General features: G+C 32.2%; 16 protein-coding genes and 1 riboswitch. Of the genes, 6 read left to right on the top strand and 10 right to left on the bottom strand.

All coding sequences use genetic code 11. The annotated features are described in order from the left end of the window. Positions 1 to 81: 81 nt before the first annotated feature. The 3 genes from FYJ50_RS09025 to FYJ50_RS09015 are packed head-to-tail and all read right to left on the bottom strand — an operon-like array spanning position 82 to position 1883. Positions 82 to 507 carry a hypothetical protein gene (locus FYJ50_RS09025; RefSeq protein ID WP_154461206.1) on the bottom strand — a complete coding sequence of 142 codons (426 nt, stop codon included), beginning with the start codon at positions 505 to 507 and terminating at the stop codon, positions 82 to 84. A 1-nt stretch (position 508) separates the two neighbouring features. Then, positions 509 to 1570 (bottom strand): DUF2974 domain-containing protein, encoded by a 1062-nt coding sequence (locus FYJ50_RS09020; protein ID WP_154461204.1) that lies wholly within the window; start codon positions 1568 to 1570, stop codon positions 509 to 511. Position 1571: 1 nt separating this feature from the next. Then, positions 1572 to 1883: a rhodanese-like domain-containing protein gene (locus FYJ50_RS09015; protein ID WP_154461202.1), complete on the bottom strand. Its 312-nt coding sequence runs from the start codon at positions 1881 to 1883 to the stop codon at positions 1572 to 1574. A 48-nt stretch (positions 1884 to 1931) separates the two neighbouring features. Between FYJ50_RS09015 and FYJ50_RS09010 the strand changes: the two genes are divergently transcribed. Next, the gene (locus FYJ50_RS09010; protein ID WP_235900963.1) at positions 1932 to 2876 is read left to right on the top strand and encodes a putative ABC transporter permease; all 945 of its coding nucleotides are present in this window, start codon (positions 1932 to 1934) and stop codon (positions 2874 to 2876) included. Here the strand turns inward: FYJ50_RS09010 and FYJ50_RS09005 are convergent. Further along, entirely contained in the window at positions 2869 to 3054 is a 186-nt protein-coding gene (locus FYJ50_RS09005; protein ID WP_154461200.1) for a P-type ATPase actuator domain-containing protein, read from the bottom strand. The two genes, FYJ50_RS09010 and FYJ50_RS09005, sit on opposite strands and share 8 nt — an antisense overlap. On the opposite strand from FYJ50_RS09005, the gene FYJ50_RS09000 reads away from it, so the two are divergent. From FYJ50_RS09000 to FYJ50_RS08990, 3 genes are all read left to right on the top strand, one after another. After that, complete coding sequence (locus FYJ50_RS09000) at positions 2982 to 3773, top strand: PstS family phosphate ABC transporter substrate-binding protein (RefSeq protein ID WP_338083012.1); 792 nt, start codon at positions 2982 to 2984, stop codon at positions 3771 to 3773. The genes FYJ50_RS09005 and FYJ50_RS09000 overlap by 73 nt on opposite strands. Position 3774: 1 nt before the next feature. Continuing rightward, entirely contained in the window at positions 3775 to 4152 is a 378-nt protein-coding gene (locus FYJ50_RS08995) for a phosphate-starvation-inducible PsiE family protein (protein ID WP_154461196.1), read from the top strand. 28 nt (positions 4153 to 4180) lie between these two features. Continuing rightward, a riboswitch (THF riboswitch) is annotated at positions 4181 to 4276 on the top strand. 55 nt (positions 4277 to 4331) lie between these two features. Then, positions 4332 to 4871: a folate family ECF transporter S component gene (locus FYJ50_RS08990; protein WP_235900962.1), complete on the top strand. Its 540-nt coding sequence runs from the start codon at positions 4332 to 4334 to the stop codon at positions 4869 to 4871. Positions 4872 to 4895: 24 nt separating this feature from the next. Here the strand turns inward: FYJ50_RS08990 and FYJ50_RS08985 are convergent, their stop codons facing one another. Next, a complete protein-coding gene (locus FYJ50_RS08985) occupies positions 4896 to 6101 on the bottom strand; it encodes a bifunctional folylpolyglutamate synthase/dihydrofolate synthase (RefSeq protein ID WP_154461194.1) in 1206 nt (401 codons plus the stop codon). Between the two features lie 51 nt (positions 6102 to 6152). Here FYJ50_RS08985 and nrdG point away from each other — a divergent pair, with 51 nt between their 5' ends. Continuing rightward, positions 6153 to 6674, top strand: a complete 522-nt coding sequence (gene nrdG, locus FYJ50_RS08980) for an anaerobic ribonucleoside-triphosphate reductase activating protein (RefSeq protein ID WP_154461192.1) — start codon at positions 6153 to 6155, stop codon at positions 6672 to 6674. An 11-nt stretch (positions 6675 to 6685) separates the two neighbouring features. Here the strand turns inward: nrdG and FYJ50_RS08975 are convergent, their stop codons facing one another. The 3 genes from FYJ50_RS08975 to hxlA are packed head-to-tail and all read right to left on the bottom strand — an operon-like array spanning position 6686 to position 8249. Continuing rightward, positions 6686 to 7042, bottom strand: a complete 357-nt coding sequence (locus FYJ50_RS08975) for a cupin domain-containing protein (RefSeq protein WP_154461190.1) — start codon at positions 7040 to 7042, stop codon at positions 6686 to 6688. Between the two features lie 11 nt (positions 7043 to 7053). Beyond that, positions 7054 to 7614, bottom strand: a complete 561-nt coding sequence (hxlB, locus tag FYJ50_RS08970; RefSeq protein WP_154461188.1) for a 6-phospho-3-hexuloisomerase — start codon at positions 7612 to 7614, stop codon at positions 7054 to 7056. A gap of 8 nt (positions 7615 to 7622) precedes the next feature. Next, complete coding sequence (gene hxlA, locus FYJ50_RS08965; protein WP_154461186.1) at positions 7623 to 8249, bottom strand: 3-hexulose-6-phosphate synthase; 627 nt, start codon at positions 8247 to 8249, stop codon at positions 7623 to 7625. Positions 8250 to 8390: 141 nt separating this feature from the next. On the opposite strand from hxlA, the gene FYJ50_RS08960 reads away from it, so the two are divergent. Beyond that, positions 8391 to 9149, top strand: a complete 759-nt coding sequence (locus FYJ50_RS08960; protein ID WP_154461184.1) for a DeoR/GlpR family DNA-binding transcription regulator — start codon at positions 8391 to 8393, stop codon at positions 9147 to 9149. 25 nt (positions 9150 to 9174) lie between these two features. Here the strand turns inward: FYJ50_RS08960 and FYJ50_RS08955 are convergent, their stop codons facing one another. Together FYJ50_RS08955 and FYJ50_RS08950 are read right to left on the bottom strand one after the other, a co-directional pair. Further along, complete coding sequence (locus tag FYJ50_RS08955; RefSeq protein WP_154461182.1) at positions 9175 to 10470, bottom strand: hypothetical protein; 1296 nt, start codon at positions 10468 to 10470, stop codon at positions 9175 to 9177. Positions 10471 to 10548: 78 nt separating this feature from the next. After that, positions 10549 to 11343 (bottom strand): 7beta-hydroxysteroid dehydrogenase, encoded by a 795-nt coding sequence (locus tag FYJ50_RS08950; protein ID WP_154461180.1) that lies wholly within the window; start codon positions 11341 to 11343, stop codon positions 10549 to 10551. Between the last annotated feature and the right edge of the window lie 77 nt (positions 11344 to 11420).

The raw sequence follows: 11420 nt of genomic DNA, 5'->3' as shown, positions 1-11420 counted from the left end.
TTACTATAACAACAAAAGAATTCAATCCAAAACAAAATGGATGCCTCCTGTTGTATACAGAGAAACATCCATGTGTTAAACTCAATTCAAATTAACGTATGTCCAGAATATTGGGTACATATCAGAATCGGTATATTTTTTTAATACATCATAATTCGCCCACTGATCTTTGCTTCCTGAAAAAATAAGATCTTCTTTTTTAATATAGGGCATGGTATCTTCTAAAGGCGTAAAATAAATATTCTTTTGAATTTTATATTCCTTTGCCAGTCTTGCTGCACAATAGGTACCAATGCTTTTTGATACAAATAATGTGGAAGAATCCACTTCTTTCATTTGTTCTTTTGCCTGCTGAAACGCTTTTTCTTCTGATACTTGTATATCAAAATCCAGATTCTTAAATTGAATCTCTATAATTTCATAATCTTTTAACAATTTCTTTGTATAATACAGTAAAGGTTTATCACAGTGATATCCGATTCCTGGAAATATATAAGCTTTTTTCATCTTATTCCCTCACATTCTTTATAAATGATTTCAATAATAATTTTAATATATCACCAATGTTCTTTTTTTCCTCTTCACTCAGATTTTTAATAGAAGATATAATTTTTCCTGTATTTTTATACAGTTCATCCAATGTCTGTGAACTTTCAAACAGTTTATAAATCGAATCAATAAATTGTTGTCTTTGCATCACATCCAGGGAAGCCACCCATTCCTTAACCGTTTCATCAATTAAAACACTGTCTTTTGTCAGACTTTCACTTTGTATCAATGTATTTTGAATCACCTGCCACGAATAAAGATCGTGCTGTAATATTCCATTATTTGTACTTTTCACAATCTGATGATTTTCTTCATGTTCCAGCAGCATTCCTACAATAGAACTTTGAGGAATATATGTACATATAATGGATTCAATGTTTAAATAAGACGGTTTTTTAAAAAAATCCGATTCAAATCCTGGACCATCAAAATTATAAATATTCAGAATTCGTTTCTGAATTTTTTTACTGTTTTCAACACCTGCATAAATGGCAAGATTTCCTCCTTTAGAGTGTCCCGTTAATATAAATTTTCCTTTTAAAGAATTCATCACTTCTTTTAAATATATTTTTGCACTGACCTGTGAAGGAACCGGTGTCATAAATGTCATATTGAAATCCTCTTTCCATCCCACTATTGTACTATCGGTTCCTCGAAAAGATACACAATGCAGCCTGTCATGAATGGAAATTACTAAAGCACTGAACTGTTTCTGTTTATCCAATTCAATCTGATTCACATAAAAAGACAATTTCAAACCGGAAAAACGAACACTGTTTTCCAGTTCCTGAATCAAATCTATATCCTTTGACAACAACACTTTTTCTTTGCAGTCTGGATCTTTTAAAAATATTGAAATGGCTTTCGATAAAGAAATGGTTTCCATTGAATTCTGTGAAAGGATTCCATCAAAGGGAATATAAGACAGACGAGCCAGTATTAAAGCATCCACTTCATTAAATGGATCCTGTTTAAACGTCAGATCCTTTCTCCATTTTAAATAATCTAAAACATTTGCCATCTCATATAACCTTTCCCTGATATTGAGAGATTCCTCCAATATTTTTTATATTTTTATAACCCATTTCTTTCATCTTTCTGCAGGCTTTTTCACTGCGTGCTCCAGAAAAACAATACACAAAAATCATTGTACTTTTATCTTTTATTATTTCATTTACTTTTTCTATATCTGTCAGGCCAATATTGATACTTTCTGGAATATGAGACATTTCATATTCTTCTTTAGATCGTACATCCAGTAAAATCGCATTCTTTGTGTTTTGAAACTGAATCAGTTCTTCATTTATATCTTTACTTTTTCTAAAAAGTGACATAATGTATCCTCCTTGAGTTTTTTATATTACTTATTGTACAATAAAATAATGAAAAACAATCTATCAAACACCAAAAAGAAATCTGAAGAATTATTAAATGTGATTCAGGAAGAGAAACAATATTTAGATCAATTGTATTTAAATATGGCTAAAAATGAAATGGATGATATACAGGACCCCCATTTAAATCATGAAATCGATGTAGAAATTCAAGCTTTAGATCAAAGTACAGAAAATATTAATAAGGCTTTACTGGAAACAGAAAAGATGAAAGATGAACTAAAAGCTCGAAAAAAGGATACAAAAGGAAAATTGCCTTCCAATACAGAAATCGATTATGAAGAATCTTTATCCAGTCATTTTGCCAAAGGCATTAATTTTTATAAGATTTTACTTTTATTGATTATTGGTTCTTTTGCGGGAGTCATTATAGAAATGTTGTTCTGTCTGTTAAAAAATGGATATATTGAATCTCGTACATGTACCATTATTGGTCCTTTTAATATCGTATATGGAATTGGAGCGGTTTGTTTAAGTATCTTTTTATATAAATATCGAAATCGAGGGGTATGGCTTTCTTTTATTGGAGGTTTTGTTGTTGGTTCCATTGTTGAATATTTCTGCTCGTATTTTCAGGAACTTTTATTTGGTTCCACTTCATGGGATTACAGCCAGTTTCCATTTAATTTAAACGGACGAATCTGTCTACTGTATTCCATATTCTGGGGAATATTGGGAGTATTCTGGATTAAAGATCTATATCCTCTTATTTCTAAATATATTTTAAAAATATCCAATAAACTCGGAAAAATCTTGACCATTTCCTTTACTGTCTTTTTGATCATCGATTATGCCATCAGTGGCATCGTTGTGTATCGCTGGATGAACCGACAGAATGACATTCCAGCCAAGACATCCATCGAACAGAAGATTGATGAATATTATCCAGATGAAAAAATGGAAAAGATCTATCCAAATTTAGAATTTAAATAAACACCAGAATGCAGATTCCAATAATACCTATTGCCAGATTTTTACTGAAACGGTCCAGACGGATTTGAAGAGGTGTTTTCTTTTCTTTGATTTCATTCATCATTTGTGCAATTTTTCCAATTTCCGTATCCATTCCCGTTGCCGTTCCATTGGTTACAAAAGTGGAAGAATAAACCATGTTGTATCGATTGGCCAGTTCTGTTTTATTTTGGGACGTATGTCACTTTTACCAATACCATTCAGGCTTTTTATCGTCTGTTGAATCAGGAAGTAGATATTCTATTTGGAGCCAGACCTTCCATTGAACAGTATGAAATGGCAAAAGAAATGAATATGGGTCTGAATGTGGTTCCCATTGGTAAAGAAGCTTTTGTGTTCTTTGTACAGGAAGACAATCCCATTGATAATCTGACAAGTGATCAGATTCGTTCCATTTATCATGGAACGATCACAAACTGGAAAGAAGTGGGTGGAAAGGATGAAGAAATACAGGCGTTTCAGCGTCCTAAAAATTCTGGTTCACAGACTATGATGGAATATTTTATGAAAGATGTTTCTTTAAAAGAGGCAAAAACATATGAAACGATTGCTGCAATGGAAGGTGTAATATCAAAGGTGGCTCAGTATAACGATGAAAAAGGAGCTATGGGTTATAGTTTCCGTTATTTTATAGAAGTGCTTCAACAGGAAAAAAATGTTAAAATACTTTCAGTTGATGGTATATATCCTTCCATTGAAAATATTAGAAATGGAAGTTATCCACTGATTGTAGATGTTTGTGCCATTTACAATCGTTCAAATTCAAATGAAAATGTGAATCGTCTTATGAATTTTATCTTATCGAAAGAAGGACAGGCGATTGTAGAACAGACTGGATATAGTCCAATTGGAGGTTAATATGGAACAATTTAAACATTATCTGAATAAACTATCTCATATTATGGAACTGTTTGTGGCTCTTATTGTATTGTGTGCAATCATAGTCAGTATCTTTCATTTATATCAGCCTTTTATTGAATATGTCTTTCATGCCGAAAACAGTGAATATTTTATAGAATTTTTAACTCGAATTTTTAATATTGTCATTGGAATCGAATTTTTAAGAATGCTTTGTACAACGGATGTAAATACTGTATTAGAAGTAATCATCTTTGTACTGGCCAGACATCTGATCGTATATGAATTAAGTGCCATTGACAGTTTATTGACTGTTATTGGAATTGTAATCATTTTCTTAGTTAAGAAATATTATAATCAAAAGGAAGTTGAATCTTAAATCAAATTCTTCTATAATGAATCTTGTTTACAGAGTAGATATGTATGCGTATAGTGCCATATGAACAGGGAGTTGTCAGTGGACGAAAGCGAAGGCTGCGATATACATATCGATTCCCACTGTTGCAGGAAAAATTCAATCTCTTTTTCCAGGCAATAATGGAAAAGGAGGTTTTTTTTATGAATTCTGTACAAACAATAAAAGAAAGTACCAAAGAGTTAAAGAAGGTGTCCTCTTTAACCGGTACCGCTTTGTTTATGGCTCTAAAAGCCGTTGTTGCTCAATTTACCATTACTGTATCCAATGTACTGGAAATTGGCTTTTCATCGGTCGTTACCGGTGTATGTGCTCTTTACTATGGTCCTGTATTAAGTGGACTGGCTGGAATATTAGCCGATACCATTGAATACATTTTAAGACCAACCGGTCCTTACTTTCCGGGTTTTGCGATTAACGAATTTGTTGCCGGTTTTCTATTTGGATGTTTCTTTTATAAACAAAAAGAAATCAGCTGGAAACGCATATTGTGTGCACAACTTTCCGTATCCTTTATCAATAATCTATTATTAACTCCCTTATGGTTAAGTATGTTGTATGGAAATACATTCTATGCGTTATGGATTGGAAGAATCGGCATTCAGCTTCTACGTTTTCCAATAGATTTCTTCTTATTATTTATTGTGATCAAAACTGTAAAAAGAGTTCGCCCTAAATATTAGCGAACTTTTTTTTTAAGTTTCTATTTAAAGTAATATTTTCTTTCTAACCTGTGAAATAAAATATAAAGAACCACATATAAGCAAAGGTGTTTGAATTTCATTTATTATCTTTTCATACGAATCAATAACTTCTACATCGTGTTTTAAAAATAAAGAAACATCCGCTTTGCGATTGTGTTCAAAGTCACAAACCATAATATGACTGGAAATCTTTTTTAATTCTTCCAACATATCATCATATGGTTTATCTTTTAAAGCACTGAACAATACACTTAAATTTTTTATATCTTTACAAGAGTTCACCAATTCTTTGATTCCTTCTAAATTATGAGCTCCATCTAATATTATTAATGGATCTTTTCTTACAATTTCAAATCGTCCTGTCCAATGAAAATGTGACAGTCCCTTATATACATCTTCTTTTTTAAATTGAATATAATTTTCTTTTTTCAATACTTCTAAAGCCTGAATAGCTAATGATATATTTTTAGATTGATAAGAAGCATATACTGGAATATAAATATTTGAATAATCCATTACATTTAAATGAAGGCCTGAATCTATATAGGATTCTTCTTTTATAGCTGTATACATCTTTGTATGTTTCTGATGACATATATAACTAAACCAATCTAAACAATCTTTTCTTTTTTCCCCTGTAATAAATAAAGAATTCTTTTTTATGATTCCTGCCTTTTTCTGGGCAATTTCTAAATAGGTATTTCCTAAATAATCGCAATGATCCAATCCAATATTTGTGATAATAGATAATATAGAATCAATCACATTGGTCGCATCTTCTTTTCCTCCCATACCCACTTCATAAATCACAAAATCTGTTTTTTCTTCTATAAAATATAGAAAAGAAAGAAAAACTTCTGCTTCAAAACTGGATAATCCATACTGTTTCCATTCATCAAAATAAAGATTGATATACGATTCATATCTTTCCTGTGATATTTTCTTTCCATTGATCCGAATACAATCAAAATCCGATTCTATATTTGGAGAAGAATATACCCCTGTTTTATATCCTGCTTCCATTAAGATCTGTTCCATCGCATAAGAAGTAGAGCCTTTTCCATTGGTACCGGATATATGAATGCATTTCAATTGTTTCTGAATATTATTCTTTGAATTCATATATGTCTTAAATAACTTTAATGAAATCGGATCTTTTCCGAATACATGTCCTTTTGATAATTCATTCATTGTTTCTTTATAATTCATAGTTTAAGTATATCACTTCTAAATCAAATAAAAATAAGATATACTATATTTATGAATTACGGAAATATAAAATATTATGACATTGCCAATGGACAAGGTGTTCGAACTACATTATTTGTTTCTGGCTGTACCAATCATTGTTTAGACTGTTTTCAGCCACAAACATGGGATTTCAATTATGGCCAGCCTTTCACAGAAGAAACAGAAAAACAGATTTTAGATTCTTTAAAACCAGATTATATTCAGGGATTTACCGCTTTAGGAGGAGAGCCTTTTGAATTTGAAAATCAGAGAGGTCTTGTTTCTTTATTTAAACACATAAAGGAAACCTATCCAGATAAAACCATCTGGTGTTATACAGGTTTTATTTTAGATCAGGATCTATTGGATGGTGGAAAAAGACATTGTGAAGTAACCGATGAAATGTTGTCTTATATTGATGTACTGGTAGATGGTCCTTTTCAAAAAGATCTATACAATATTTCACTGGCATTTAGAGGAAGTGAAAATCAAAGAGTGATTGATTTAAAACAATCTTTAAAACAAAAAGAAGTTATCCTGTATATGGAATAACTTCTTTTTTATTATTTACGATTAAAATCATCTTCTACACGTACAACATCTTCTAAAAATGGCGTGCTTACTTCAATAAAAGTAGAATCTTCCAGTGCTGTTACACGATGTTTATACGTTGGAAGGGCGTGAATGATATCTCCTGGTACATATACATTCACTTCCATTTCCTTGTTTTCGTTATCTTCTTCTATCGATAATTTTCCTTTTAATACATAACTGTGTTCTTCTTTGAAATTATGATACTGTAAGGATGTACGACATCCTTTCTTTAAAAAGATTTCTTTTAAAGCATACTGATCCGTTACGGCGATCCATTTTTCATAACCCCAAGGTTTTTCTACATATTTTTCAAGTTCGGCTCTCATAATATTCCTTCCTATTCCATATTCGCATGTCTTCCAAACATAGTATCACTGTCTAAATTTCGTTTTTCCATCAGCATCATAATGGAAATGTCCATGAAGATACCTTCGGACTGTTCAAATAAAGAACCCATAGGCTGAATGGATTTAATATCTCCCTGTTTTGCGCTTTTTGGACTTGGTGCACTGATTTCAACAACTACATCCGCCAATTTGGCAATTGTGGATTCTGGATTGATTGTGATCAAAGCAATTTTCGCTCCGACTTCTTTGGCTTTATTGGCATGATTGACTAAACTTTTGGTTTCTCCAGATCCAGAACAGATTACCAGCAATCCATTTTCACGAATGTTTGGTGTACACGTTTCTCCGACTACATAACTATTGATTCCCATATGCATCAGACGCATCGCAAATCCTTTTACCTGGAATCCACTTCTTCCAGCACCAGCACAGAATACTTCCTGAGCCTGATCCACCAATTCTACAAATTCATTGGCTTTCTGAATATCAATTTTAGATAATGTATGATGAAGTTCATTTAATACCACACTGGCATAATCTCTATTGTTCATATTTCCTCCTATTTTAAGTGTTCTTTAATTTCTTTGGCATACGCACTGCGATCTTTGGCATTACAGATGGCTCCACCGACAACGACAATTTCGCATCCTTCCTGTACAATGGCATCCACTGTCTGCAGTTTTACCCCACCAGCCACAGCACTTTTCGCATTCTGAATAACACGATTTACCGTCTTTAAATCATCTAATGGATCTTGTCCTAAAGATTGAACATCAAATGCGGTATGTACGCAAATGTAATCCACACCCATCTGATCAATTTCTTTTGTTCTCTTTTCCAGATTTTCGACCGCAATCATGTCCACCATTACTTTTTTATGATGATTTGCAGCACTTTCGACAACCCCTTTAATGGTTTCATCATGACTGACTCCTAAAACAGTCACAATATCCGCTCCTGCATCAAAACATTTATCCGCTTCATATTTTCCGGCATCCATAATTTTGACATCGGCTAATACTTCAATGTCTGGAAAACGTTTTTTAAATTCCTTTACGGGAACCATTCCTTCTTCAATCACAAATGGAGTTCCCACTTCCGCAATATCCACCGATCCTTTGGTTTCTTCTAACAAAGCGATACAATCCTGTAAAGTTAACGTATCTAAAGCTACTTGTAATTTCATATTTTTTCCTTCTTTCGTTACCTAAATGATAATCGATTTATATAGAAAAACAATTGTTTATATTGGTTTTATAATAAATACAATGTTAAAATGTTGGTATTGAAACATAAATCAAACTTTTTCAAAGATAAAGGAGATAAAATGCCAAGAAACACAAAACAGAGAAGAGAAGAAATCTATCAGAAAATATTAAATGAAAACAGTGTAAGGATTACAGACCTGACTCATCAGTTTCAGGTCAGTTCAGAAACCATACGAAAAGATATTTCAATTCTAGAACAGCAGCAGCTGATTTCTAAAAAACATGGGATTGCGGAAATCAATCAGGATTATAACCAGCTTCCCTTAGATATTAAAATTGGAGAAAACAGCCAGCTGAAACAGAATATTGCGAAAAAAGCTTTAGACTATATTCAGGATCATTCCATTGTCTTTTTAGATCCCGGAAGTACCACTTTGGCTTTATGTAAATATCTGCCTTTAAAAAAGAATCTGACCATTGTTACCAATTCACTGGCCATTGCTCAGATGGTTTCCCAAACCAAACATGAACTGTTGTTTCTGGGTGGAAAACTTCAAAAGAAAGGAATGTCTATGATAGGGGTCTTTGCCTTACAGACTTTAGAGAAAATACAGATTGATACCGCATTTATGGGATGCGATGGTTTTTATCAGACTGGAGGTCCAACTACGTTTTCTTTAGAAGAAGTTTTAATCAAACAACAAGTTCTCACAAAATCCAAGCAGAAAATATTATTGTGTGACTCTACTAAATTTTCAAAACAGGGAACGTATACTTTTGCCAGATTTTCCGATTATGATGTTCTGATTACCAATCCTATCTCCAATGAACAAAGAAAACTATGCGAAGGTATAAAACGTATTGAAATTGCCAAATAAAAATAGAACTGAAAATTCAGTTCTTTTATTTTAAAAATAATGTCGGTATGGTTTTCTCATTGTATTGAGTAGAAATAATGCCAGAATCACTCAAACGAGAATAGACACCTGAAAACTGACCATTGTATACATACAATCCTGTTAAATTTGAATACATTTTAAATATATCATAATTTACCGGATCAATATTTTCACTTTTATAAGGTGTTATATACTGCTGGGCAATATAATCAAGATTTATGGAATCATAAAGAACTTTTTCCCATTCCTCCTGGCTTAAGTCAATGCCTGCCCATACTCCTTTGGAAGCATAGGAATCTTTTGGTTTTAAGATCCATTGATCTTTCTGATTGTGAATCTGCATACCGACTTCTTCTGTCAGATCGTAAGTTTTAGGAAGATGATCTTCTAAAAACTTTATTTCTTCTTTTGAAAAATAAGCCTGCATTTTCTCATTCATTAAAACCTGATTAATGCATTTATGATGAACTAGCTGTGTCTGAAAAGCTCCAATCAGTATTACTTTTTTATCCAGTACAGCCTGATAAAAATCATGAACTGATTCTAAATGATCCATAATATCTTTAGTAACCGCTCTTCGATAGATCACATCAATTCTTTTATTCGTCTTTTTCGAAATCAACTGATTTCCATCATATTTTAATTTTCGAATATCAATGACTTCACAGGAAATTCCTCTTTTCTGAAATTCTTTTTCAAATACATACAATTCACTTAAATAGGCATTCTCTAAAAAATCAACAATTCCTACATGTATATCTTTACGATGCTTACAATTTAAAAGAAACGCATCGATCCAAGATTGAATCAGTTCCATAATTTCATATTCAGGTTTATTATTCATAAATACATTATTTAAAGATAGAAATTCATTTAATTTATGATTTTCATTCATCGCACTGGTTCCATCGGTATTAAATTCACAAAAATAAAAGTCTTTGGTCATTTCATCATAAAATATATCAATACGACAGATAGGAATGCTTGTATCATAATCTGGTTCTAATAGAATCAATTCTTCCAGTTCTTTTGAAAAAGGAAATAAAGAACGGATAGAAGAATCGTTTCGATACGCTTTTATCACTTTTTCAAAAATCGTATATGTTTTTTCTACAATACATTTAAACCTTAAATAATCATTTCTGGTAAAAAATTTAGGGATCTGTAACGTTCTAGTGTAATTGTTTCCCCCTGCATTCAATTCACTGTTTTGAATACGATCTGTAATTCTTAAAGCACTTTCTTTTGTTTCTAGCCAATGTGATTTTATATATTCTTTATATTGTTGTTCAATTCTCATACATAGAAATATACTCTACTTTTAAAATGGAAACAAGAAAAATCCCATCTTTTCATCGATGGGATTATAAACTGTATTTTATTTATCAGAATAGAAAGAACCCATATAACGAATGTATTCGTCTTCTGTATGATTCTGTCTCCAGTTATCCAGATTTTTACGATTGTGCTCTCCTGCGATAACGGATAAATTCTTTCCTAAGTTTTCAAAAGCTTCGTCCGCAACCGCTTCTGGAGCCATAGCTGCTTTCATCACGGCTTCTCCAGCTGGTCCACCAGGTAAATTGCTTAATAAGCTTGGTGTAATGGTTGTTCCTAAAGTGATGACTTCTACATCTACATTTGTATTTTCACATTCACAGGCAACGGCTTCTGTTAATTTCAGAATATAAGATTTACCAGCTCCATATTGTGCATTCCATGGAGAAGAAGACCATCCTGTTAAAGATGAGATATTGATAATGGCTCCACGATCCTGTTTTGTGAAAATCTGTAAATAATGATAGAAACATTTTAAGAATGTTACTACGTTTACATTGATCATTTGTTGATGTTTTTCCCAAGGTGTATCCTGTAATTTTCCAAAAGTATGGAAGCAGGCAACATAACTCATGAATCCCATATCCAGATCTTTTGTTTCTTCAAAGATCTTGTCTGTACAATCATCCTGAGCAAAGTCTGCACGAATTACTTTTGTCTGAACTCCATATTGTTCTTCAATGGATTTTCCTAAATCTTTTAATTTTTCTTCACGACGTCCAACCAGAACAACATTCATTCCTTCTTTTGCGATTTTTTCCGCAAACGCTTTTCCTACCCCTTCTGTGGCTCCAAGGATAATACCCCATTCACCATATTTTTCTTTTAAATTCATTTAATATTCCTCCTGATTTTAAACACTAACCGTATTTTATCACACTAAAATATTAAATCAATAAATATGTAAACGTA

Origin of the sequence: Floccifex porci (genome assembly GCF_009696175.1) — a bacterium.
Taxonomy (GTDB): domain Bacteria; phylum Bacillota_I; class Bacilli_A; order Erysipelotrichales; family Erysipelotrichaceae; genus Floccifex; species Floccifex porci.
This window is presented reverse-complemented; position numbering and strand designations above follow the sequence as displayed.

Coding starts and splice junctions, on each gene's coding strand:
- FYJ50_RS08960 (WP_154461184.1), top strand. CDS start 8,391: ATGCCAAGAAACACAAAACAGAGAAGAGAAGAAATCTATCAGAAAATA.
- FYJ50_RS09020 (WP_154461204.1), bottom strand. CDS start 1,570: ATGGCAAATGTTTTAGATTATTTAAAATGGAGAAAGGATCTGACGTTT.
- FYJ50_RS08955 (WP_154461182.1), bottom strand. CDS start 10,470: ATGAGAATTGAACAACAATATAAAGAATATATAAAATCACATTGGCTA.
- FYJ50_RS09010 (WP_235900963.1), top strand. CDS start 1,932: ATGAAAAACAATCTATCAAACACCAAAAAGAAATCTGAAGAATTATTA.
- FYJ50_RS09025 (WP_154461206.1), bottom strand. CDS start 507: ATGAAAAAAGCTTATATATTTCCAGGAATCGGATATCACTGTGATAAA.
- FYJ50_RS08950 (WP_154461180.1), bottom strand. CDS start 11,343: ATGAATTTAAAAGAAAAATATGGTGAATGGGGTATTATCCTTGGAGCC.
- FYJ50_RS08995 (WP_154461196.1), top strand. CDS start 3,775: ATGGAACAATTTAAACATTATCTGAATAAACTATCTCATATTATGGAA.
- FYJ50_RS08975 (WP_154461190.1), bottom strand. CDS start 7,042: ATGAGAGCCGAACTTGAAAAATATGTAGAAAAACCTTGGGGTTATGAA.
- nrdG (WP_154461192.1), top strand. CDS start 6,153: ATGAATTACGGAAATATAAAATATTATGACATTGCCAATGGACAAGGT.
- FYJ50_RS08985 (WP_154461194.1), bottom strand. CDS start 6,101: ATGAATTATAAAGAAACAATGAATGAATTATCAAAAGGACATGTATTC.
- FYJ50_RS09005 (WP_154461200.1), bottom strand. CDS start 3,054: ATGGTTTATTCTTCCACTTTTGTAACCAATGGAACGGCAACGGGAATG.
- FYJ50_RS09015 (WP_154461202.1), bottom strand. CDS start 1,883: ATGTCACTTTTTAGAAAAAGTAAAGATATAAATGAAGAACTGATTCAG.
- hxlB (WP_154461188.1), bottom strand. CDS start 7,614: ATGAACAATAGAGATTATGCCAGTGTGGTATTAAATGAACTTCATCAT.
- FYJ50_RS08990 (WP_235900962.1), top strand. CDS start 4,332: ATGAATTCTGTACAAACAATAAAAGAAAGTACCAAAGAGTTAAAGAAG.
- hxlA (WP_154461186.1), bottom strand. CDS start 8,249: ATGAAATTACAAGTAGCTTTAGATACGTTAACTTTACAGGATTGTATC.